This window comes from Paracraurococcus lichenis (assembly GCF_030657435.1).
Taxonomy (GTDB): Bacteria; Pseudomonadota; Alphaproteobacteria; order Acetobacterales; family Acetobacteraceae; genus Paracraurococcus; species Paracraurococcus lichenis.
In genome coordinates this window covers 1-22,732 of sequence record NZ_JAUTWS010000064.1, presented here as the reverse complement: position 1 = coordinate 22,732, position 22,732 = coordinate 1, and the positions used below count along the sequence as shown (strand labels likewise).

Below are 22,732 nucleotides of genomic sequence, written 5' to 3'. Positions count from 1 at the left end.
AATGACCCGTTGCGCGAGCTGGACGATGCTACGGACCAAGTTGAAGGTGGCGATGGCCTTGGTGGGCATGAGAGTGATGAAAGCGATGACGCGGAGGCCGGCGACGGATTCCGGGAGTCGCTCATGATCCCGGGCGAGGCGGCGGAAGCGGGCGGCCCAGGTGAATGACCGCTCGACGACCGCCTGTACAATCTTGCGAATCGGGGGGCGTTGCTGCCAGCGCGAGCGGGAGGAGGAGCGCTGCCCGGCGGCGGCACGCGGAACACCACTTCGATGTCGTCGCCGTCGATCTCGATCCGGCGGACCAGCGTTCGTATGCAGACCGGCTGCGCGGCGGTCATCCAGGACCTGCCCGCCGGCCGCGGCTTCGAGTTCAGCGTCGAGCGCACCATCTTCGCCACCGTCCTGCACCGGCTCTTCGTCTCCGGCTCGGATCGGGCCTGCGACAGGTGGATCGAGGACCACCTCATCCCCGGCACGGACGGGCTGGCGCTGCACCACCTCCACCGTGCCATGGCCTGACGCGGGGAGAGGAGCTGGACGCCGCGGATGGTGCCAGGCGCAAGCGACGCCCTTCGCCCCGCGCTGCGTCGAGGGCCAGATCGAAGAGGCGCTGTTCGCTCTCCGGCGCGACCTGTCCGGCAGGCCATCATCGATGGGCTGCGGGCGCAGTTGCAGCGCGGCCACAAGGCACTCATCGGCAACTCCGCCTAGCGCCGCTACCTGCGCCGCGTCCCCCCGACCGACGGCAAGGGCGACAAGGCCAGGCCCGGGCCAGCCTTCGAGATCGACGCCGGCAAGCTTGCCGAGGAGGCCCGCTACGACGGTATTTTCGTGCAGTGCGCCGAGGCCCGCATCACGCCGCCGCAGGCGATGCTGAGGTACCGCGAGCTCCTGGCTGCCGAGACCCTGTTCCGCAAGACCAAGGGCGTGCTGCGCACGCGACCGATCGACCACTTGTCCGACGCGGCCATCCGCGGCCACGTCTTCTGCGCCTTCCTCTCCCTCGTGCTGCAGAAGGAGCTGGACGAGCGCTGCCGGGCCGTGGGCTTCACGCCGGAATGGGGCGACGTGCTGCGCGACCTCGACCGGCTGCAACAGGTCGAGGTGAGCCAGGGCGGCAAGACCTGGAAGGTGCGCACCGAGGTCGGGGCGACCGCCTCGGCGCTGCTGCGGGCCTGCGGCATCGCCATCCCGCCGCGGATCCAGGGCATCCCGCCGCCAGCGCCCGCCCCCGGCATGGTGCCACGCGCCCCAAACTTCCCGCCTTTTGGCAACCCAAATCAGCCACCTGCAAATCCGAGGTGCTGAAGTCGGGCCAAGGTCAGCACTTGGCTCGTCGGGCGGAAGACCGAGATCGAGGTGTTCTCTCTCCCAGGCTGCAGCCCGGAGCTGAACCCGGATGAGGGTGTCAACGGCGACCTGAAGCAGGCGGTCATCGCCAAGGAGCCGGCCCGCAACAAGGCGCAGCTCAGGCGCGTCGCCATCGGCCACATGCGCAAGCTCTCGAAGCCGCCCGACCGCGTCCGCAGCGTCTTCGGGCACAAGACCTTCCGCTACGCCGCATGGCTCAAGATCACCCAGACCGGATCAGTAGCAGGCCATGGCTCCACACCCCGGCCAAAACCGGAATATCCATCACCTGCATGGACGCTACCCTGCGATAACCGGCGGGGAAGCGGTGCCGCCGCATGCGGCCGCACCGCTTCCTCTGGCTCAGCCGAAAAGGAAGTCGCTCACCGGTAGCGTCTTGATGCCTTGCAGGAACACCCCACCCCCGTCGCCCGCAAAACTGAGCTGCAGACCAGAGATGCCGTTCCAGGTGTGGGCATAGGCGCTGATGCTGCCAGCTGTCATGCCGGCAAAATGCAGTTTGTCGGTGCCGGGGATGAAATCGGTCACTCGATCCCACCCCTGACCTATCGTGAAGTGGAAGACATCGCGTCCGGCCCCGCCGGTAAGCACGTCATCGCCGCTTCCGCCGTCCAGCGTGTCGTCGCCGTTGCCGCCACTCAGCGAGTCGTAGCCGCTGCCACCGCGCAGGATATCGTTACCGTCGAGCCCATTGAGGGTGTCGTTGCCGCCAGCACCGCTGATTGTGTCATTGCCCGTCGTGCCATTCATCGTGTCTGCCGACGCGGTGCCGCTTTTCGACACGCCAGGATTAGGGGCGGTACCGGTGGAGCCTGGGGAAGTGGAACTGGTGGTGGTCGGCAGGCCGGGATTATGGCCATCGGTGTAGGCGCCGTAAGCCGCCGCAGCGCTGCCGGCCCTCACGTGGAAATCTCCCGTGTTGCTAACAAAGTTCACGCTGCCACTGATTTCACCCGGTCCGGTCGGTGCTACGGCCGCTTCATAGTAATTGTTGCTGTGAAAATTACCGGATTGATTGAAGACGACATTGGAAATAGGCGCATACACAATATTGCCAGTGAAGCTAAAAGTTCCTTCAGTAACCGGGCCGCCAAATCCGGATATGACGTAGGCGCTCGGCTCGACGATAGTGTTGTTATGAATGTTCACTCCGTTGATGGTCATACCGAAATTGCCGACAGCGGTGTCATTGTGAAGCCATCCAAATCGACCATTATTGTACGAAATATTGTTGTAAATCTCAATGTTGCTCACTACGTCGTCGGCTCCCTGACCACCGATTTCCAGGAAGCCGTCAGAGTCCTGCACCCAGTTGTCGTGGATTTTGATGTTGCTGACGGATTTCCAGGTCTCAAAGCCGCCGCCGTCATAGCCATAGTCGTAACTAGGGGCTTTGGCGTTCAGGATTTTGTTGAAGGAGAACTCGTTGTTGTTCCCTTGAATGGCAAATGCTGCCCCGCCGTAATCGTCGTCGCCACCAGGCGTATTGTTCACAAGATGCAGATCGTGAACAAAATTTCCGGTGAATAAATTGTCGTGCGCGCCAGTAATTTCATAAGCAAAACCGGCATCGACGACTTCCATGTTCTTTAAGGTATTGTGTGCCGAGTTCGCATCCATGGCGACACCGGCGCGTTGAGCACCTTGGGAGACGAGATGATCAATCACCACATAGTTTGCGTCGCGCATGTCGATGCCAGTCTGGCCCGTGGCCTTGATGACTGGGTCGGCGCCCTCGCCATAGCGGGTGAAGGTGACCGGCGCGGAGGCAGTGCCATCCGCAGTGATGCTCAGCGTACCAGCGTAACTGGTTCCGGCCTTGATGGCGATCGTGTCGCCGGGCTGGAAAGCCTTGTTCAAGGCGGCCAAGGTCTTGAAGGGTTTGTCGGTCGAGGTGCCGGCGTTGCTGTCGCTCGCGCCCGAGAAAGAACTATCCAGATAGTAAGTTGTTGCCATTTGGAAAACTCCAGCGCTATTTCTCGCCGCATATCAACTTTAAGTTGATGATGCGGGCATGATGGATGCGGCAGGGCAGGACGGCCTGACCCCAGCCGGCAATGCAGCTACAGCTCGTGAGTTGATCGCTTCGGAGCTATGAGTCCTGGCACGCTTTGGCCAGATATTTCTTGCCGGCGATAAAACTCCTGATAGTTCTACCCGTCAGGTCATCAACCATAAGGTGTGACAACCGCTTGTCTACCGACAAGCAAGGCCGTGATCCAGGGTTTTTTCTAAACTCCGGTGGAACGTCCGCGGCAATGATAGATATTAATGTTTTACTAAGCGCTTCGATCGATTTCAGCCCAAGCTTGACCAGTAGTGCATCTTACTGATGTCTCTCCTGCGGTCATGGTTGACCAACGGTAAGCGGTCGCTTGAGGCCCGTTTTCCATCGCGGCCGGTGGATGTGCTGGGTGGGTCTGGACCAGCGGGGATCCGGACGATGTTATGGATAGCGTCAGCGACGACACGAAGGGTATCGGCTATCGCCGGGCGGAGGTTCTGACGGGCACTGGGCGGCGGCGGCAGTGGTAGGACCGATGAGAAGGCGCCGATCGTCCCAGAGACACCGGAGCCCGGCGCGAAGGTGCCGGCAAACTCGCGGCGATTCAGCCTCGATTGCCGCCTGCGGCCCCGGGGATTGGTCCGGAAACCTTGCCGGGCGGTACGCCGCGCCCGGCGTTCCTCCGCTACCCCACCGTGCGCGCCTGGCTGCGCAGGCGCTGGGCATAGACGTTGATCACCAGCGCCAGCAGCAGCACCAGGCCGCGGATCAGGATCTTGAGGAAGCTGTCCATGCGGATGTGGTCGAGACCGTTGTTGAGCACGCCCAGCACCAGCAGGCCAATGATCGTATTGCCGATCCCGCCCTGGCCGCCGAACAGGCTGGTGCCACCGACCACCACCGCCGAGATGGCATCGAGCAGGTAGTTGTCGAACTGGTTCTGCTGCGCACTGCCGAAATACGCCACGCCCAGCATGCCGGCGAGGCCGGAACAGAGCGCCGAGACCACCATGACCGCGCCGATGATCGCGCGGACGCCGACGCCGGAATGCTCCGCTGCCTCCCGGTTGCCGCCCACCATGTAGACGTAGCGGCCGAAGCGCGTGTAGGTCAGCACGAGGTGGCCGAGCAGCAGGACGGCGCCGGCCACCACGACGATCCAGGGCACCGGGCCGATGGACCCGCTGCCGAGCGTCACGATCACCTCCGGCACGCTGTAGGCGATCTGCCCGCGCACCAGCAGCGCGCCGATGCCGTTGCCGATCTGCAGCATGGCCAGCGTCATGATGAAGGAGGGGATGCCGATGCGCGTCACCCCGAAAGCAGTGACCGCGCCGAGCGCCAGGCAGCCCGCGAGCGAGAGCAGGATGGCGAGCGCGCCCGGCAGCGGCAGGTTGGCGATGTTCACGCTGGCGTCCTGCACAGTCAGGAAGGCGAGCAGGATGCCGGTGGCATTGGCCACGCTGGCGACGCTGAGGTCGATCTCGGCGCAGAGGATGACATAGGTCAGCCCGACCGCGATGATGGCGGTGATCGAGACCTGCTGCAGGATGTTCGCCAGGTTGCCCCAGGTGGCGAAGGAGGGGCTGAGGGCGCTGAACAGCGCGACCAGCACGATCAGGGTGGCGAAGGGCGCGAGGTTGCGCAACTGGCTGCGCAGGCGGTGCCAGAGCGGGTCGCGCGTCGGGGCGGCGGTGATCACGGGCGTGGACATGCGCGCTCCTTCAGGCCGCGGCGAGCAGCCGGTCCTTGCCGACCGGCTCGCCTGCGAATTCCCGGGCCAGGACGCCGCGGCGCATCACCAGGATGCGGTCGGCGAGGGACAGGACGGTCTCGGGCTCGGAGGAGGCGACGAGGATCGCGATCCCCTGCTCCCGCAGCCCACGGACGATCCGCACCACATCGTCCTTGGCGCCGACATCCATGCCGCGCGTCGGCTCGCTCAGCAGCAGCACGCGCGGCAGGTGGGCGAGCCAGCGGGCGAGCGCCACCTTCTGCTGGTTGCCGCCGGACAAGGCACCGACCGGCAGGTCCACGCGCTGCGGCCGCACGCCGAGGTCGCGCACCTGCGCCTCGGCGATGCGCCGCTCGACGGCAGGGCGCAGCAGGAGCCGGTGGATGCGCTCCAGCATCGAGATCGTCACGTTGCGATAGACCGGCTCCGGCGCGAAGAGCATGGCGCGCCGGCTCTCCGGCACGAAGGCGATGCCGCCGCGCTTGGCGGCCGGCGTCCCGCCGCCGAGCCGCACCGGGCGGCCATCCACGCGCACCGTGCCGCGGTCGGTCGGCAGCTTGCCGGACAGCGCGCGGGCCAGCTCGAGCTGGCCGGAGCCCATGAAGCCGTAGAGGCCGAGCACCTCCCCGGCATGGATGCGGAAGGAGGCGTCCTCGAACAGGCCGGCGACGCCGAGGCCCGTCGCCTCGAGCACCACCGGCGCCGAGGGCGGCGGCGGCAGCGCCACCTCGGTCGTGTAGCTCTCCTCCAGCCGCCCATGCGTGGCGCCGATCATGCTCTCGATCAGCCAGGGCTTGCCGACCGTCCGCGCCGGTGCGGTGGCGACGCGGCGGCCGTTGCGGAACACCGTCACGGTATCGGAGATGCGCAGGATGTCGTCGAGGAAGTGGGAGATGAAGACCACGCTGGTGCCGCCGTCGCGCAGCCGCCCGATCAGGGCGAAGAGCCGTTCCACCTCGGGCGGGGAGAGTGCCGAGGTCGGCTCGTCGAGGATCACGATCCGCGCGCCGGAGAGCAGCACGCGCGCCAGTTCCACCATCTGCTGCACGCCGAGCGGCAGGGATCCGGCCGGCGCCGCGGGGTCCACCGCGATGCCGAGCGCTTCCAACTGCCGCTGCGCCTGCCGCCGCATCGTGCCCCAGGAGACGAGGCCGAGCCGGTTCAGCGGCTGCGCGCCGAGCAGGACGTTCTCCGCCACCGAGAGCGCCGGGACGATCGAGAGCTCCTGGTGCACCATGCCGATGCCGGCATCCCGCGCATCGCGCGGCGAGTGGAAGCGCACCGGCCGGCCGGCAACGCGCATCTCGCCCTCATAGGCCGCATGCACGCCGGCGATGATCTTCATCAGCGTGCTCTTGCCGGCGCCGTTCTCGCCGACCAGGCCGTGGACCTCCCCCGCACGCAGGGCGAAGTCCACGCCCTGCAGGGCGGCGACGCCGGCGAAGCGCTTGGCGATGCCGCGCAGCTCCAGCGCCGGCGGCCCTTCGGGCGGCATCCGCGGCTAGATCAGGAACTGCTTCTGCATCCAGGCCATGCCTTGCGCATTGGCCCGGGTCACCACCGGACCGTCGGTGATCACGTGCTTGGGGATGCCGCCTTCCCCGGTCTTCTCGCCCGCCACCACGGCGGCGACGCCGGCCATGATGGCGCCGCCATGGATGCGGCAGGAGGGATTGCGCACCGTCGCATGCATCCGTCCGTCCTGCACCGCCTGCAGGGCGGGCGGCATGGCGTCGCAGCCGCCGATCTTGATGTCGGTGCGGCCCTTGGCGCGCATGACGTTGTAGGCCGCCAGCGCCATGTCGTCGTTGTGGAAATAGGCGGCGCTGATCTTCGGGTACTTGGTCAGATGGGTGTCCCAGATCCGCGCCACCTTGGTCACGTCCCAGTCGCCCGGCGTGGTGTCCAGCACCTCTACCTTCGGATAGCGCCTGACCACGGATTCGAAGCCGCGGGCGCGGCCCTGCGCCCCCGTGTGCCCGAGCGCACCCTGGGTCATGATGATGGTGCCCTCGCCGCCGATCGCCTGCATCAGCGCCTCGGTCACCGAGGCGCCCATGAACTCATTGTCGGGCGCAAGGAAGCTGTGGACGTTGATCTGCTCGAGCGGCGCGATCAGCGTGTCCATGTCGATCACGGGGATGCCGGCCTCGATCATCTTCCGCACGGGGGCGGTGAGTGTCCCGATGCCGAAGGCCTGGATGGCCACGAAATCCCAGCGCTGCGATGCCATGTTGTCGATGGCGCCGCGCTGGCGCGTCGCGTTCAGCTCTCCGTCGAACCAGGTGACGTCCACGTTGAAGAGCCTGCCCCAGTATTCCGCCGCGGCCTTGCCCTGGGCGCACCAGGTGGCCTGCAGCCCGGCATTGGAGAAGGCGGCGCGCAACGGCTTCTCGGACCGGCCCATCTCGGCCGCCAGCGCCGTGGGCACGATGCCGAGGCCACCCAGCAGCGGCGCGGTCGCGGCCGCCTGCAGCAAGGCGCGGCGATTGCTTTCGGGTGTTGTCTTTTCGCCCATAACGTCCATTCCCCCCTTCCGGCTGCGCCTGTGCGCGTCTGGTTTGATCGCAAGCTTGCAACATGGCGTCGACCGGCTGCAACCAATCGCTACGCCCGGACTGGCACCCCTGCGCTGTTCCGCCAGGCGGGACGCGCCGCGGTGAGTTTGCCCCGTGTCGGTGGAGATCAACGAAGCTTTCGCGTGAGGTGTCCCCCGATGCCCAAGGCCCATGCTGCCCACGCCGGAGTTCCGGCGCCCGGTGGTCGAGCTGGTCCATGCAGAACGCGACCCGGCCGACCTTGCCCAGGCATTCGAACCCTCTGCCCAGGCGATCCGGAACTGGGTGGCTATTGCTGACCGGCAGGAGGGCCGGCGCGAGGCGAAATCCGGATCGTGCCCCAGGGCGTGGCGTGGTGTCGCAAGGGACGTGGATCGCGAAGACGCATCGCTGGCGCTTCCTCGCCAACGGCATACGCTTCCAACGTCCACCCTGCACGAAAACTGCGCCAGAGCCCCTTCCGGACGCCGATCACCCCTCCAAGGGGTCCCTGCTCCACGTCGAATGGCAGGCAAGGGCGCGAAGGATCGGCAGGTCCTCATCCACAGCGCGCCGCAGCGCCTCCTGCAGCCGTGCCCTGTCCTCGGCATCAAGGCCCGCACCCAGGTTTTCCGTCCAATCCTCAAGGTCCGGCGCGCCGCCCTCCACCTCGTTCGCGCAGGCGAAGAGGCAGGCAGTCGTCACGGGCATCGCGGCGCCGAGTGCGGTGCTTGCCAGCCCGGCCCCGCGGTTGAGGTGCTCCCGCACGCCGAAGCGGCGCGCGACCACCCGGTTGAGCCGCAGCGCCGCCGGATGCGGCGCCGCGCCCGGCCGGGCCAGCACCATCGCCTGCCGCGTGCCCGCCAGCACACCGACGAGTTCCGCGGGATTCTCCCGCGCGCCGGCGCGGCGCGGCGCCAGGCGCAGCAGATCGGCGACGCTGCGCGGGCCTTCGGCCAGCGCCGCCACCACCGGGCCGTAATAGTCGGGCGAGAGCTCGGCCCGGCCCGCGCCCACCTCCACTTCGTAGCGCATGCGCGCGGGCGGTACGCAGAGTGCGAGCATCAGCGACCGCAGCGCATCGTCGCGCGCCTGTTCGCCGAGGCGCCGTGCGCCGCGCACATAGACGTCGTGCCGCAGCGTCCGGCCCAGGCAGACATCCTTGACCAACTCCCGCGCCAGCGGGTCGGAGAAGCGCTCGTAGATCTCCCGCTGCGCCGCCGTCATGGTGAAGCCCGGGAAGGCCTCGGGCAGCGTCGCGGTGCCGACCCAGTCGAGCTTCGCCGCCGCCAGCGCGCCGGCCACCTCGGCGTGCCAGCAGGGCTGCCAATGGGCGTTCATGTACTCGTGCGCGAGGTACTCCGGCGAGAGCCCGGCCGCGATGTCCAGCCAGCGCGCCAAGGCCGGGTCGCCGCGCAGCGTGCCGGCCTCGGCGGCCAGCAGGGCCTGCGCCACCTCGAACCCCGCCAGCGCCTGTCGGTCGCTGCGATCGGCCAGGCGCAGCCCCGTCTCCCGCACCACCCGTTGCAGACCGAGCAGCCGCTGCCAGCCCGGCAGCGCGTTGTAGCTGACATGCGCCACGCCGCCGGCGCGCAGCTTGCTGGCCAGCAGGCGCACCACGCCCTCCCGTACCGCGGGCCCGACCCAGCTCCAGACGCCGTGCAGCGTGACGATGTCCGCCTCGGGCAGCGCGGCGCAGGCCGGCGTGCCGGCGAACCCGGCCAGGTCGGCCTCGATGAATTCGACATTGCCGATGCCCGCCTCCCGCGCCAGGGCGCGTGCGCCAGCGATATGCGCCGGCGCGAAATCCACCGCGGTCACCCGCCAGCTCGGGTTCGCCGCGGCGACCAGGACGGCGCCGAGCCCCTGGCCGCAGCCGAGCTCGAGGTAGTGCCCGCCCTCGTCCGGCACGTCCCAGGCGACGCCGTTCAACAGGCAGGCGGCGCGGAGCAACGGCGGCGACTGCTCGGGGAAGTAGCCATGGCCGTATCGCACATCGGTGACATAGCCGCCGCCCCAGGCCGTGCCGCTCATGCCTGCCTCCCCTCCGCCGGCGCCTCGGCCTCGAAGCAGGCCTCGTCCGCGTCCCGCGGGCGCGCGCGCGACGGCAGCCAGGCATTCCAGCCGAGGCGCGGCGGCGCCTCCCGCCCCAGGACGAGTGGCGGCACCGCATCGGCCGCCAGCACCGGGTTCAGCGCGAAGCCGATCTCCGGCCCGAGGAAGGCCCGCACCAGCGAGACCAGGCGATGATGCGCCGGCCGGTCGGGCAGCAGGGCCGCGAAGGCGTGCAGGGGCATGGGCCCGAGGCGCAGCACCACGCGCCCCTGCGGATCCCAGGCCCTTGCGCCGACCGTCGCCTCGCGGCCGAGCCGGGCGAACTGGCCCGTCCCGTGCCGGGCGGCGAGACGGGTGCGCTGGCCCGGCGGCAGGTGCAGCCAGGCGCCGGCGAACTGCACCACCTCCGCCGGCAGGCCGATCCAGTCGGAGACCAGGGCTTCCAGCCGCTCGGCCGAGCGGGGATGCGCGGCAAAGAGCCCGGCATAATGCTGCAGCGGCTCGCGCCCCGCCGCCAGCCGCTCCACCAGATGCGGCGTGCCGTGGCCGGTCAGCGCTAGCAGCGCCGCCGCGACCGTGTCACGGCCGGGCACCGTCGCGAGCGCCGCCGTCTGCGCCTGGCGCTGCGGCCGGTACTTCGCCCCGGCATCGGCATAATGGGCGATCAGCCGGTGCGCCAGCAGGTCGAGGAAGTCCGGCATGGCCCGCGAGCGCAGGCGAAGCTGCCGCACCACCTCGGCCGAGAAGGGCCGCGGCAGCACGCCGGCAGGGCCGGTCAGCCCGATCAGCGCCACCGTCAGCGCCGCGACCGGACCGGGCCGGTCGTCGCCGCCTGGCCCCGGTGCCGCCAGCTCCGCGCCGTCGGGCCTGACCGGCTCGACGGAGAGCACCTCCGCCGCCGGGAAGGCGAGGCCGCGCGCGGCACGGAAGCGCACTGCCTCGGCCGGGTCGGCGGTGCGACCGGCCAGCATCATCAGGCGGACCGCAGCGTCGAAGCTGTAGCGGTGCGGCTCCCGCAGCAGGCCGTCGAGCGGCGATCCGGGCTCCGGCCGCAACGGCGCGGTCACAGCAGCACCCGCGCACCCGCACGGGCCGGGAACTCCGCCACCGGGTCCTCACGGCCGCGCAGTAGGACACGCGTCCGGGTGAAGGCGTTGACCGTCGCATGCAGGGCGAGGAAGCGGTCGAGCACGGCGGCAAGCAGGTACAGCCCGCCCGACTCCCAGCCGCGCTCGTCGAAGGTCAGCGTCACGTCGAGGCCGCGGCAGAAGCTGCCGCCGAGCGGTCCGGCCGGCCCGCTCCGCCCGCGCGGGTCGTCCGGTCCCCGCGGCTCCTGCGGCAGCCGCGCGACCCCGGCGGTGGCGGCGACCTCGAGCAGCGCGGCGATCGCGGCGCGCGTCTCGGTGCCCTCGGCGAGGTCGTAGAGGCGCAACACCTCCCGCAGCGCCGCCGCCCCCGCCTCGCCGCCCACGACCGAGAGGTGCCCGAGCGAGAGATGCGAGACCAGCCGCCAGGCGCCGTCGCGCGGCGGCCGCCGCAGCGTGCGCGTCGGCGGCGTCAGCGCCTGCAGCCGCGCCACCGCCGGCGCGCCCTCCACCAGCGAGAGGGCGGGCCGGCCGCCGCCGAAGGGCAGTTCCTTCGGCAGGTCGCGGTTCAGGCACAGGGCCTCGATCGACAGCACGGTGTCGCGCGCCGCCTCCGGCCGCGCCTCGGGGTCGTGCGGGGCGAGCCAGACCTCCGTGCCCGGATCGGCGCCGCCGGCGGCGCGGCGGGCCAGGGCGTAGAAGCCGCCCGGCACGCCGCCATCGGGATCGCCATGCGCCATGCGGTAGAGCGGCCGCCAGGGGCGGGCGCTGCCATCCGAGAGCTGTTCCCAGACCCGCTCCACCGACCACACCTCGAAGGTGCCGGCGCGCCGCGCCTCCGGCACGATGCGCGCCTCGATGGCGGTATCGTCCAGGGGCAGCTCCTCGCAGTGCCGTGGGAAGAGGTTGACCAGCGGCGTGCAGCCCAGCGCGACAGCGCCCGCATCCAGCGTGCGCTCGAGCTCCGGCGCGCTGCGGTCGAGCCAGACGAAGACCTCCAGCCGGTTGCCGGCGCCGGCCCGTGTCCGCGCCTGCATGCCGCAGAGGTCGAGGAAGAGGAATTTCTGCGGGAAGGCGAAATACTCGCTGAGGAGCCGGAAGCCGGAGAAGCTGCGCGCCGGCCAGGGCAGCAGCGCCTCCTCCGGCGTGAAGCCGACCGGCGCGATCGCCGCGGGCGGCAGGATGACGGCGCCCGTATCCGCCGGACCCTCGGCATAGGCGACCGCCAGGGCATGGGCGCAGAGCAGCTCATAGAGCGGCAGCGCCGGCGCGCCGCGCAGGAAGAGCCGCAGCCGGTCCAGGCCGAGCCGCGCGAAGGTCATGTCCTGGCCGCGGCAGCGCAGCACGATCCGCAGGCAGGCAGCAGCGCGGCCCTGCACCGCCGGGTTGGCGGGCGCCGTGAGGGGCAGGCCCTGCAGCCGCACGCTCTCCACCTCCAGCGGCCAGAGAGTCACGGGATAGGCGGTGCGAAAGCGGCAGCGCTCGCCGCGCACCGGCTCGGTGTCCACCGCGAGCCCCGCCGGCAACCGAGCCGCCGCCTGCAGCCCCTCGGCCGGCTCCAGCCGCGCGACGAGGCAGGACGGGAAGGGCGCGAGGAAATGCGGGTAGAGCAGGCCGAGCAGCGCGTCCGTCAGCTCGGGGAATTCGTCGTCCAGCCGGTGCTGCACCCGGGCGGCGAGGAAGGCGACGCCCTCCAGCAGCCGCTCCACCTGCGGGTCGTCGGCGCCGTCCGCGCCGAGCCGCAGGCGGCCGGCGATCTTCGGATGCGCCTCGGCGAACTCGCCCGCGAGCCGGCGCAGCGCATCCAGCTCGCGACGGAAATAGGGAAGCAGTGCGTCCGACATGCCGTGTCCCGCGCCGCCTCAGCCGACGCCGTGCGTCTCGTGCACCGTGACCTCGTCGGTCGCGGGGTCGAGCAGGGTGACGAAGCCGATCGGCTCGGGCGCCGGCTCGGCGCGCAGCAATGCGTCGATGCGCAGGCGCAGCGTGCCGGACAGCGTGTCCTCCGCCTCGGCGAGGGTGACGCGCAGGCTGAGGAAGCGCGTCTCGAAGCGGCGGATGGTCTCCTCCACTTCGCGCCGCAGGGCCTCGCGCCGGCCCGGGTCCTGGAAGGCGCCGGCGGCAAAGTCCGGCAGGCCGTAGCCGAGGGGCGAGACCTCCAGCCCGCGCAAGGCGGCCGGCAGGGACCGCCAGTGCCGGCGCGTGTTGAGCAGCCATTGCAGGTCGCGCCCGACCGACCGGCGCAGCGCGTCCAACGCATCGGCGGCCGAGAGGGGCGGGTCCTCCGGGCGATCGGGCGCGTCGTCGATGAGCCGGTCGAGCAGCGGGAGCCGCGGCCGCGGCGGGCCGCCCCGGCGGGGGGCGTCACTCATGCCGCCGCCTCGAATTCCAGGGTGCCGAGCTCCATCGCCGTCACCGCCTCCTCGCCGACCAGCAGCACGCGCTGGCCAAGGCCGCGCATCGGGCCGCCGGGCGGCCCCTGCCATTCCGTGGCACGGCCGAGCCGCAATGGCTCCGCCGCATCCCCCGGCATCGGGTAGAGCACGGGCAGGAAGACATCGGCCGAGGGCCCGTCGCGCAAGGTGAGCTCGGCCTGGCGCCAGAGCAGGTCGCGCGGGCGCCGCGGCGGGCGGGGCGCGAGGCGCGCCACGCGCTCGGCCGGGATCCAGAGATAGGTTCCCGCGGTGGTCAGCACCTCGACCGTGCCGGCCAGCAGGTCGTCGGCATCGCGCAGGTCGTCGAAGGCCCGGCCATCATGGCGGCCGGGCAGTCGGGGCCTCGCCGCCTCGGCCGCGGCGGCGAGGCGCGCCGCCTCCGCCGGCTCGCCCTCCCGCAGGGCGAGGAGGGCGGCGAGGGCATGGCGCTGCGTCTCGTTCGGCCCATCCGGAAAGTCGGGCAGGCGGCCCTCGCGGAAGACCTCCCGCCGCGCCAGGTCGGCGCGCAGGAGCTGGCGCAACTGCGCGATCCCGACCGCCGCCTCGGGCGCCAGGCCGGAGGCGGCGTCGAGGATCCGGTCGGCGCGCTCCGTCTCCCCGGCGAAGGCCAGCAGCTCGGCCAGCAGCAGGCGGGGCGCGGCCGCCGCCGGAGCGCCGCGGACGGCGCGCGTTGCCGCCTCGATCGCGGCGGCGAGGTGGCCGGCCTGGAAATGCGCGCCGGCTTCGGCGGTGGGGCTCGCGGTCATCGCCGGCCTTCCTCGCTGCCGCGGCCCGGCCCGGTGAACTCGGTCTGCAGCGTGAAGCTCGCCGCGACGTCGTCGAGCTGGTAATGCGGCTTCAGGTGGATGATGCAGCCGAAGGCGCCGGGGCGGCCCGGCCGCTCGCGCACCTGCACCCGTCCTTCGGTCAGCGGGAAGCGGGCGCGCAGGTCGCCGGCGGCATTCATGTTGGCATTGACATAGCCCTGCAGCCAGGACTGCAGCCGCGCCTCGATCTCCTCCGCCGTGGCGAAGGCGCCGGTCATCTCGCGCCCCATCACCTTCAGCACATGCGCGAAGCGGGAGGCGCAGAGCATGGCATTCACCTGGACCGAGAGCCGCGCATTGGCATCGGCCGCCGCCGCAGCCGGGCCGCCATGCCGCGCCGGCGCCTGCAGGCTCCGCACCGCGCCGAAGACCAGTTCCCGCGCATAGGGCAGCGCGCAGACAGGCATGAGGCCATGCTCGAGCAGCGCGCGCTCCTGCTCGTCGGTGAGCAGCAGCGCCACCGAGGGGCGGTCCCAGGCGCCGGCGGGCGCGCTCGGCCAGTCCTCATGCGGCAGGCCGGCGACAAGGCCGCCGCCGACCCGGTCGGTCTCGGCGCCGCGCACATCCGCGGGCCAGCCATGGCGCGCGAAGGCGCGGGCGGCGCAGGCGGCGAAGGCATAGCCGGGCGGCATCCAGACGCGCTGCGCCGCGCCCGGCGCCGATTCCTCGTAGCGGAAGCCGTCGCTGCGGGCCGGGTCGGCGCGCCAGGGCGGGCGGGCGAGCAGGTCGGGCAGCGCCACCGCGAGGAAGCGGAGATCGGCCCGGCCGGCGAGGCCCCGCCAGCGCGCGTGGTCCGCGTCGCGCAGCGGCGCGGCGATGTCGCGCACCATCTCCAGCGCTTGCCAGTCTGCCGCCTCGAGCAGCGCAGGATGCGCCGCGGCGACGACCGGGGCGAAAGCGGCGGCACCGACCGAGGCGAGACTGGCCAGCGCCGCGACGTCGTCGGCCGGTGCTTCCGGCGCCGGGCGGTGGCGCACCGCATGATCCACCACCAGCAGGCCGTAAGGCTCGCCGCCGGGCTTGCCGAACTCCTCCTCGTAGATCAGGCGGAACAGTGTGCTCGCGTCGAACTCCGCGGCGCGCTCGAAGTCGCGGCACAGCTCCGCCCAGGTGATCGGGAGGAGGCGCAGCTTCACCCGCCGGCCCTGCTCGATCCCGTGCAGCAGCCAGCACAGGCCGCGCCAACGCCCTTCCATCTGCCGCAGGCGCGGGTGGTGCAGGACGGCGTCGAGCTGCCGCCCGATCAGGCGGTCGAGCGCGGCGATGTCGCGGTCCAGCGCGCCGCGCAGCGCGCGCGGCTCGGCGGCGAGACGTGCGGCGCGCTCCGGCCCGAGCCAGGCGTCGAGAGCCCGGCGGCGCGCCATGGCGGCGAGGAGGCGCTCGACCAGGGAGCCCGCCCGGTCCAGCTCGCCGCGCAGCACGCCGGCGGCCGCGGCGATCTCCGCGGCGCGCTCGGGCCCGATGCGGTCGGCGAGCCCGGCGACGGCAGCGGCGATCGCGGCGACCGCGCGGCCGAGCGCCGCCACCGCCTGCTCCAGGGCTGCGCGGACGGCCGCGGGCTCGGCTGCCAGGCAGGCCGCGGCCTCCGGGTCGGACCAGGCCTGACATGCCGCCTCGGCGCGGTCGAGCGCCCGGCGCATCGGCTCGCCGGGATCGTGCGGCGCCTCGGGCCCCGCCGGCCCGGGCCGGGCGCCGGCTGCCGCGCGATGCGGTCGCGGGGCGAGGACGCCAGCGAGGCGCGCCGCCTCCGCCGCCCGGTCGCTGCCGAAGAAGCGGCCGGCCAGGACCGCGTCGCGCAGCGGCGTCGCCGTGGCCGGCGCGGGGGAGGAGAGCAGGAGCGCGTCGGCCACGGCGCGGCGCCGGTCAGACCTTCTGCGGGATGCGGGCGACCATGCGCAGGCTGGTCGTCAGCTCCTCCATCTGCAGCCAGGGGCGGAGATGCGCGACGGCATTGTAGGAACCCGGCTTGCCCGGGATCTCCTTCACCTCGATGCGCGCCTCGCGCAGCGGATAGCGCGCCTTCATTTCCGGCGTCGCGCGCTCATTGCTGTTGACGTAGTTGCTGATCCAGCGGTTCAGCCAGATCTCGCAATCCGAGGCCTCCATGAAGGAGCCGATCTTGTCCCGCGCCATGATCTTCAGGTAGTGGGCGAAGCGGCCGGTCGCCATGATGTAGGGCAGCCGGGCCGAGATCTCGGCATTCGCGCTCGCCTCCGGCCGGTCGTACTTCTTCGGCTTCTGCACGGTCTGGGCGCCGAAGAACACGGCGTAGTCCTGGTTCTTGTAGTGGCAGAGCGGCAGGAAACCGAGCTTCGAGAGCTCCGCCTCCCGTCGGTCGGTGATGCTGATCTCGGTCGGGCACTTGGTGTCCTTGTCGCCCGCGTCGGTCATGAACACGTGCGTCGGCAGGTTCTCCACCTTGCCGCCGCCCTCCGCTCCGCGGATCGTGGTGCAGAAGCCGGTCTGGGCGAAGGCGTCGGTCATGCGTGCGCCGAGGACGAAGGCGGCGTTCATCCAGCAATAGTCGTCATGCGCCATGGGCCGCGGGTTGCCGGCGGCATCCTGCGGCGCCTCCTCGTAGTCGAAGGCCTCGACCCGTGCCGTCGCCTTGCCATAGGGCAGCCGCGCCATGGCGCGCGGCATGGCAAGGGCGACGAAGCGCGCGTCCTCGCTCTCGCGGAAGCTCTTCCAGCCGGTGTATTCGGGTGCCTCGAAGACCTGCGCGAGGTCGCGGGGCTTCGACAGCTCGGTCCAGTCCTGGAAGCCGAACATGCCGGCGCCGGCGGCCGAGACGAAGGGCGCGAAGCCGGCGGCGGCGATGTTGGAGATCGAGCGCAGCGCCTGCACGTCCTCCGGATGGTTGGTCCATTCGAAATCGCCGATCAGCGCGCCATAGGGCTCGCCGCCCGGCATGCCGAACTCATGCTCGTAGATCTTCCGGAAGAGCTGGCTCTGGTCGAACTCCACGGCCTTGGACAGGTCGCGCATCAGCTCGGCCTTGCCGATGTTCAGCATGCGGATCCGCAGCGAGGTGCCGGTCTCGCTGTTGTGCACCAGGTATTTGAGGCCTCGCCAGGACCCCTCGAGCCGGCGGAATTTCTCATGGTGCATGATGGCATTGAGCTGCGCCGAGATCTTCTGGTCGATCCGCCGGATCGCCTCATCGACGCTTGCGCCGAGGTTCCTCTCGAACTGCACGGTGCCGGCGAGCGCCTGCTCGACCAGCGCCTTGACCAGGTCCTGCGCCTTGTCGGGCGCGGTCTGGCGTGTCGCCGCGACGACCTGGTCGAGCAGGCCGGGGCCTTCGGCAGCGGCGCCCGCGGCGGGCGTGGCGGCGGTTTCCGACATGCGCTCAGCCCTCCGAACCGGGCTTCTCGATGCCGAGCGCGGAGGAGAGCGTCTGCAGCTGCTCCTGCGAGGTCAGCACCTTCTCGAGGAGGGATTCGAGATCCTCCGACCGATCCGCCTTGCTCTGCAACTCGCGCAGCTTGGCCCGGGTCTCGAGCAGCGCGGCGAGGGCAGGCACCTGCCGCGCCACGCGTTCCGGTTCGAAATCCTCCATGGATCGGAAGGTCAGGTTCACCCCGATCTCGGTGCCGTCGCCTTTCAGCGTGTTCTCGACCTTCAGGTCGAGGCGCGGCGAGAGGGAGGCCATGACCGCGTCGAAGTTGTCGCGGTCGACCTTGACGAACTCCCGCTGCGACAACGGCTTGGGCGGCTTCGCCGGATCCGGGTCGCCGGCGAAGTCGCCGAGCACGCCGACGACGAAAGGCAACTCCTGCACGAGTTCCGCGCCTTCGGTTTCCACCTGATAGGTGATATGGACGCGTGGCTTGCGGACGCGTTCCAGCTTGTCGTGCACGGATGCGCTCATCGGACCGCTCCTTCCTCGGCACAGGCGTCGTTGCCATGCGGCTCCCGCTGGTCATCGGGCGGGAACCGTATCGCCGCAATCGTCTACTGTAGACGCTATGGGGCGCGCGAGCCCTTGGTCAACGGGCAAGCCCATCGCCGCGGCGCCAGCGGCATCACGCTTGTGGTGGACGGATGCCGAGCGCGGTCAGGATCTCGCCCCGCGCGCGCTCGTCCGCCACGACCTCGGCGAGCAATTCCGGCCAGCTCATCCGGGCACGCCGCACCGCTTCCTCCAGCGTATAGGAGAGCGGCGAGGTCGGCTCGGTGCGCCGGAAGAAGTCGGCGATGGTGCTGAGCTGGCGCAGCATCGCCTCCCGGTCCTCCGGGACGGCAAGTTCGGGCGTCGGGACGGGGGCGAGGGAGGGCATGGCAGCGGCCGGCGCCTGCGGGGCGGTTGCATCGGCGGCGACCGGCCCGGCCGGAGCAGGGCCGAGTTGCGCCGCGACATCCGCCATCAGGCCGAGCAACTCGGCGACGCGGCCAGTCGAAGGGCCGGGGTCCGGCCTCGCCAGCTCGGCGAGCGAACGCGCCATGGCGGTCCAGGCGGCCTCCGCCGCTGCGGCTTCCGCGCCGAACCGGCGAAGCTCCGCCGCGGCGCCGCGCGCGAGGGTTTCGATCTCCTCGTAGGGCATCACGCCGGACGCGATACGCCGCGCGCGCCGGTCCTCGTCGGTGATCCGGGCGAGGTCGCGCGACTGCTCGTATTGCCACCAGCCGAATGGTGCGCCGTCCGGTCGGGTGAGCAGGGCGATGCGGCGCAGCGGCTGCAGCAGCGTGCCGTCGCGGTCGGCGCCGCTGAGCCCGCTGACCGGGACGAAGCGCGTCGCCATGCCCTCCTCGTCCGGCATGGGATGCAGCGCGTCCCAGAAGCCCTCGCAGAGGCCGCGGATCAGCGTGGCGCCGGCGGCGAGGCCGGGCAGCCCCTGCAGCCGCACCGCGGCCTCCGTCAGCGCGGCGGCGAATTCGAGGTCCTTGCTGTGCCCGGCGAGGCCCTCGATGGCGATGCGCAGGATGCCGCGCCAGGACGGCAGGGGCGTGACGGCGCCTGGGTCGAGCGAGTCCGCCTCGCGCTCCGCCGCTCGCGCCTCGCGCACCGCATCGCGGAGACGGGCGAGCGGCGAGACGCCGGAGACGTCGCGCCGCAGGTCCCGGCCCGCCGGCAGGTCGCCCGGGATCGGTGCCAGCAGCGCGTCCAGGTCGAAGCCTTCCGGCAGGACCGCGGAAGGCGGCGAACCGGATGCGTGCAGATCAGGCATGCGGATACTTTCAATACGGAGAAAGCTGGACAGCACTCTCGTGCACAATATACCGTCCGGCGCGGAACGAGGTGAAGCATGGTCGCCGTCGATCTCAGGCAGCTCATCGGCCGGCTCGACGATACCTGCCGCGCTGCGCTTGAGGATGCTGCCCGGCTGGCGCAGCGGCGCACGCATTACGCGATTGAGGTGGAGCACCTGCTCTATCGCCTGATCGAGCGCGGCGGCACCGACACACCCCTGATCCTCGCGCATTTCGGCTGCGATGCCGGCCGTGTCTCGGCCGATCTGACCCGCGCCATGGACGCCATGCGCCGCGGCAATGCGCGCGAGCCGGCCTTCTCGCCCGAAGTGGTGGACTGGCTGAAGCAGGGCTGGCTCTTCGCCTCGCTCGACCAGCGGGCGCCGCGGCTTCGCTCGGGCCAGCTCCTCTGGGCGCTGCTGGCGGACGAGACGCTGGCGCGTCGCGCCGGTGCGGCTTCCGCACCGCTGCTGCGCATCTCGCCCGACCTCCTGAAGCGCGACTTCGACGGCATCTGTGGCGCGAGCAGCGAGACCGCGGCGGCGCAGGCGACGGAAGGGGCCGAGGCTGCCGCGGAGACCGCGCCGCGGCCGGGCGGCAGCGCGCTCGAGCAGTTCACCACCGATCTCACCGGCCGCGCCCGTGCCGGCAGGATCGACCCGATCCTCGGCCGTGACGCGGAGATCCGCCAGGTCGTGGATATCCTGACGCGGCGGCGGCAGAACAACCCGATCCTCACCGGCGAGGCGGGGGTGGGCAAGACCGCCGTGGTGGAAGGCCTCGCATTGCGGATCGCTGCCGGCGACGTACCGCCGGCGCTCGAGAAGGTGGTGCTGCGCACCCTCGATCTCGGCCTGCTGCAGGCCGGCGCCGGGATGAAGGGCGAGTTCGAGGCGCGGCTGAAGGCGGTGATCGACGAGGTGCGGGCGAGCCCCCGTCCCATCATCCTCTTCATCGATGAGGCGCACACCCTGATTGGCGCCGGCGGCCAGCAGGGACAGAACGACGCTGCCAACCTGCTGAAGCCCGCCCTCGCCCGCGGCGAATTGCGCACGGTCGCCGCCACCACCTGGGCCGAATACAAGAAGTATTTCGAGAAGGACGCGGCGCTGACCCGGCGCTTCCAGGTGGTGCGGGTGGAGGAGCCGACCGAGCCCGTCGCCGTCGCCATGGTCCGTGGCCTGGTCGGCACGCTGGAGACGCATCACGGCGTGCGGGTGCTGGATGAGGCGGTGGAGCAGGCCGTCCGGCTCTCCGCGCGCTACATCCCCGCCCGCCAACTCCCGGACAAGGCGGTCAGCCTGATCGATACCGCCTGCGCGCGCGTGGCGATGAGCCAGGCGGCAGTGCCCGCGCCGGTGGAGGACCGAAGGCGGCAGATCGAGATTATCGATACCGAGCTCGGCATCCTCGACCGCGAGGCAGCGTCCGGCACCGACCATGCGGCACGCCGCGCGGCGCTGGTCGAGGAACGCGCGCGGGCGACGGAGGCGCTGGCCGCGCTCGAGGGCCGCTGGGAGCAGGAACGGACACTGGCCGCCGATATCGCGGCGGCACGGCAGGCGGTGGAGGATCCCGGCGACGCGCGCGACAAGGCGGCGCTGCGCGCGCTGCTGGCCGAGCGCGGGGCGGCACTGCGGGCGCTGCAGGGCGAGCAGCCGCTGATCCACCCGGTGGTGGACGGCCAGGCGGTGGCCGAGGTGGTCGAGGGCTGGACCGGCATCCCCGCCGGCCGCATGCGCGGCGACGAGATCCGCACCGTGCTCAGGCTGCGCGAGGCGCTGGAGGCGCGCGTGGTCGGCCAGCCGCATGCGCTGGAGGCGGTGGCGCAGGCCATCCGCACCAGCCGCGCCGGGCTGACCGACCCGCGCAAGCCGATCGGCGTCTTCCTCATGGTCGGCACTTCCGGCGTCGGCAAGACGGAGACGGCGCTCGCTCTCGCCGACCTGCTCTATGGCGGCGAGCAGAACCTGACGGTCATCAACATGACCGAGTTCAAGGAGGAGCATAAGGTCTCGCTCCTGATGGGCTCGCCGCCCGGCTATGTCGGCTATGGCGAGGGCGGCATCCTGACCGAGGCGGTGCGCCGTCGGCCCTACAGCGTGATCCTGCTGGACGAGATGGAGAAGGCGCATCCCGGCGTGCAGGACGTGTTCTTCCAGGTCTTCGACAAGGGAATGATGAAGGACGGCGAGGGCCGCGACATCGATTTCAAGAACACCGTCATCATCATGACGAGCAATGCCGGCACGGAGCTGATCGGCAAGCTCTTCGCCGATGCCGAGACGGCGCCGGACGCGGAAGGCCTGGCGGCGGCGCTGATGCCGGAGCTGACTAGGCATTTCAAGCCGGCCTTCCTCGGCCGCGTGACGCTGGTGCCGTATTTCCCGCTGCCCGAGGACATCATCCGCCGCATCGCCGTCCTGCAGCTCGGCCGTGTCGGGCAGCGGGTGGCAGCGGGCCACCGCGCCCGCTTCACCTGGGATGCGGCAGTGGCGGAGGCGATCGCGGCACGCTGCACCGAGACCGCCTCGGGCGCGCGCAACGTCGAGAAGATCCTCTCGCGCACGCTCCTGCCGGAGCTTTCTGCCGAGGTGCTGGCGCGGCTGGCGGAGGGACGGCCGGTCGGCCGCATCCATGTCGGTTTGCAGGAGAATGGCGACTTTGCCTACGCGCTGGGCGAGGCCTGAGGCCGGGCAGCGGATCACTGACGAGAGGAACCTGCGATGCTCTACATGAAGTACGGCTCGAAGATCAAAGGCAACGTCACGACCGAGGGCTTCAAGGACCAGATCGAGTTGCACAGCGTGCAGTTCGGCAGTGGGCGCGGCATCGGCTCCGCCCGCGGGCGCGGCGCCAACCGGGAGGCAAGCGAGCCGAGCCTGTCCGAGGTCACGGTGACGAAGGACTGGGACCCTGTCTCCTCCTCCAAGTTGTTCGAGGAATCGGTCTCCGGCAAGCTCGACAACCTGGTGGAACTGACCTTCACCACGACCGGCGGCAGCAGTCAGGAGATGTTCCTGGTCGTCAAGCTGAAGAACTGCGGCGTCTCAGGCTATTCCCTGAGCAGCGGCGGCGACCGGCCGAGCGAGAGCATCAGCCTGAACTACGACCACATCGAAGTCATCCCGAAGCTCGTGGACGAGAAGCTGGGCACGAAGGACGGCGAGAAGGTGACCTTCGACCTGACGAAGATGAAGGCGAACGTGTGATCTTGCGGTGCTCGCCGTTGATCGCGGACGACTGCAGCGCGGCAATCAGGATGCGAATCGCCGCTGTGACCCTGTAGGTCGGTCATAGCCCGGCGGGAGGGACCACAGCGGCGAGGCCGAGCCCCCGGCAGGGGGGCTCGCTGTCCGGCGGTCACGGTCGGCCGGCACCGGACTGGGTCCTTCTCCCGAGGGATCCGCCTGGTGCCCGGCTGCCACGCAACTGACCGCCGGATGAGGCTGTGGATGCAGTTCCGCCGCGCACGGCCTCCAGGAACGCCGCGCTGGCATTCTCCAT

General features: G+C 70.8%; 16 protein-coding genes and 2 pseudogenes. 5 read left to right on the top strand and 13 right to left on the bottom strand.

Annotation, left to right across the window (positions count from 1 at the left end; translation table 11 throughout):
• The first annotated feature begins 9 nt into the window (after positions 1-9).
• The 3 genes and pseudogenes from Q7A36_RS41760 to Q7A36_RS31785 form a co-directional block, all read left to right on the top strand.
• Positions 10-168, top strand: a complete 159-nt coding sequence (locus Q7A36_RS41760; protein ID WP_370655737.1) for a hypothetical protein — start codon at positions 10-12, stop codon at positions 166-168.
• A gap of 150 nt (positions 169-318) precedes the next feature.
• Positions 319-1,200: pseudogene (locus tag Q7A36_RS42125) on the top strand (IS1634 family transposase); the annotation flags it as partial.
• 132 nt (positions 1,201-1,332) lie between these two features.
• Positions 1,333-1,746: pseudogene (locus Q7A36_RS31785) on the top strand (transposase); the annotation flags it as partial.
• Here the strand turns inward: Q7A36_RS31785 and Q7A36_RS31780 are convergent.
• The 13 genes from Q7A36_RS31780 to tssA all read right to left on the bottom strand — a co-directional run bounded on the left by Q7A36_RS31780 (position 1,717) and on the right by tssA (position 19,203).
• Positions 1,717-3,330 carry a hypothetical protein gene (locus Q7A36_RS31780; protein WP_305107813.1) on the bottom strand — a complete coding sequence of 538 codons (1,614 nt, stop codon included), beginning with the start codon at positions 3,328-3,330 and terminating at the stop codon, positions 1,717-1,719. The pseudogene Q7A36_RS31785 and the gene Q7A36_RS31780 sit on opposite strands and share 30 nt — an antisense overlap.
• A 734-nt stretch (positions 3,331-4,064) precedes the next feature.
• Positions 4,065-5,093, bottom strand: a complete 1,029-nt coding sequence (locus Q7A36_RS31775; protein WP_305107812.1) for an ABC transporter permease — start codon at positions 5,091-5,093, stop codon at positions 4,065-4,067.
• 10 nt (positions 5,094-5,103) lie between these two features.
• Complete coding sequence (locus Q7A36_RS31770; protein WP_305107811.1) at positions 5,104-6,609, bottom strand: sugar ABC transporter ATP-binding protein; 1,506 nt, start codon at positions 6,607-6,609, stop codon at positions 5,104-5,106.
• Between the two features lie 6 nt (positions 6,610-6,615).
• Positions 6,616-7,632 carry a sugar ABC transporter substrate-binding protein gene (locus Q7A36_RS31765; protein WP_305107810.1) on the bottom strand — a complete coding sequence of 339 codons (1,017 nt, stop codon included), beginning with the start codon at positions 7,630-7,632 and terminating at the stop codon, positions 6,616-6,618.
• Positions 7,633-8,143: 511 nt separating this feature from the next.
• Positions 8,144-9,685: a class I SAM-dependent methyltransferase gene (locus Q7A36_RS31760; RefSeq protein WP_305107809.1), complete on the bottom strand. Its 1,542-nt coding sequence runs from the start codon at positions 9,683-9,685 to the stop codon at positions 8,144-8,146.
• Complete coding sequence (tssG, locus tag Q7A36_RS31755; RefSeq protein ID WP_305107808.1) at positions 9,682-10,773, bottom strand: type VI secretion system baseplate subunit TssG; 1,092 nt, start codon at positions 10,771-10,773, stop codon at positions 9,682-9,684. The genes Q7A36_RS31760 and tssG overlap by 4 nt, the downstream gene beginning before the upstream one ends.
• Positions 10,770-12,635, bottom strand: coding sequence for a type VI secretion system baseplate subunit TssF (tssF, locus tag Q7A36_RS31750; RefSeq protein ID WP_305107807.1), 1,866 nt, complete (start codon positions 12,633-12,635; stop codon positions 10,770-10,772). Before tssF ends, tssG begins: the two co-directional genes overlap by 4 nt.
• Before the next feature lie 18 nt (positions 12,636-12,653).
• A complete protein-coding gene (gene tssE, locus Q7A36_RS31745; RefSeq protein WP_305107806.1) occupies positions 12,654-13,163 on the bottom strand; it encodes a type VI secretion system baseplate subunit TssE in 510 nt (169 codons plus the stop codon).
• Positions 13,160-13,972, bottom strand: coding sequence for a type VI secretion system accessory protein TagJ (locus Q7A36_RS31740; RefSeq protein WP_305107805.1), 813 nt, complete (start codon positions 13,970-13,972; stop codon positions 13,160-13,162). Before Q7A36_RS31740 ends, tssE begins: the two co-directional genes overlap by 4 nt.
• Complete coding sequence (gene tssC / locus Q7A36_RS31735) at positions 13,969-15,882, bottom strand: type VI secretion system contractile sheath large subunit (protein ID WP_305107804.1); 1,914 nt, start codon at positions 15,880-15,882, stop codon at positions 13,969-13,971. Before tssC (Q7A36_RS31735) ends, Q7A36_RS31740 begins: the two co-directional genes overlap by 4 nt.
• Positions 15,883-15,895: 13 nt before the next feature.
• Positions 15,896-17,380 carry a type VI secretion system contractile sheath large subunit gene (gene tssC / locus Q7A36_RS31730; protein ID WP_305107803.1) on the bottom strand — a complete coding sequence of 495 codons (1,485 nt, stop codon included), beginning with the start codon at positions 17,378-17,380 and terminating at the stop codon, positions 15,896-15,898.
• A gap of 4 nt (positions 17,381-17,384) precedes the next feature.
• Positions 17,385-17,906 (bottom strand): type VI secretion system contractile sheath small subunit, encoded by a 522-nt coding sequence (tssB, locus tag Q7A36_RS31725; RefSeq protein WP_305107802.1) that lies wholly within the window; start codon positions 17,904-17,906, stop codon positions 17,385-17,387.
• A gap of 154 nt (positions 17,907-18,060) precedes the next feature.
• Positions 18,061-19,203, bottom strand: a complete 1,143-nt coding sequence (tssA, locus tag Q7A36_RS31720; RefSeq protein ID WP_305107801.1) for a type VI secretion system protein TssA — start codon at positions 19,201-19,203, stop codon at positions 18,061-18,063.
• Between the two features lie 78 nt (positions 19,204-19,281).
• Here tssA and tssH point away from each other — a divergent pair, with 78 nt between their 5' ends.
• Complete coding sequence (gene tssH / locus Q7A36_RS31715) at positions 19,282-21,915, top strand: type VI secretion system ATPase TssH (protein ID WP_305107800.1); 2,634 nt, start codon at positions 19,282-19,284, stop codon at positions 21,913-21,915.
• Between the two features lie 36 nt (positions 21,916-21,951).
• Entirely contained in the window at positions 21,952-22,437 is a 486-nt protein-coding gene (locus Q7A36_RS31710) for an Hcp family type VI secretion system effector (RefSeq protein ID WP_305107799.1), read from the top strand.
• The last annotated feature ends 295 nt before the right edge of the window (positions 22,438-22,732 follow it).